We start from the raw sequence: 287 nt of genomic DNA, 5'->3' as shown, positions 1-287 counted from the left end.
GGCCGACCTGCATATTCAGTTGCAGTCCAACCTGCGTCTGGGGCTTTCGGTCTTTCTCAGCGGCGACGAAGAAAGCGCGCGGCAATTGCTGCGTGAGAAGCGCCGTTTCAGGGCTCAGGAGCGTCGCCTGGCGCACGCGCATGTGAGCCGTCTGCGACATAAAGTCGTGCAAAGTATCGAGACCAGTTCTCTGCACCTGGAACTGATTGCCGACATGAAGCGCCTCAACTCGCTGTTTTGCAGCAGTGCCTACGTGGTGCTGGAAACGTCCGACACCGGGGCCTTGT

Annotated in this window: 1 pseudogene; it reads left to right on the top strand. The window is 59.2% G+C overall.

The window, feature by feature from the left end:
• Positions 1-287, top strand: a pseudogene (locus EE949_RS12890) (Na/Pi cotransporter family protein); the annotation flags it as partial.

This window comes from Pseudomonas viridiflava (genome assembly GCF_900602065.1).
Classification (GTDB): Bacteria; Pseudomonadota; Gammaproteobacteria; order Pseudomonadales; family Pseudomonadaceae; genus Aquipseudomonas.
Note: the sequence above shows the minus strand (reverse complement) of the source record. Positions and strands in the feature narration are given on the sequence as shown.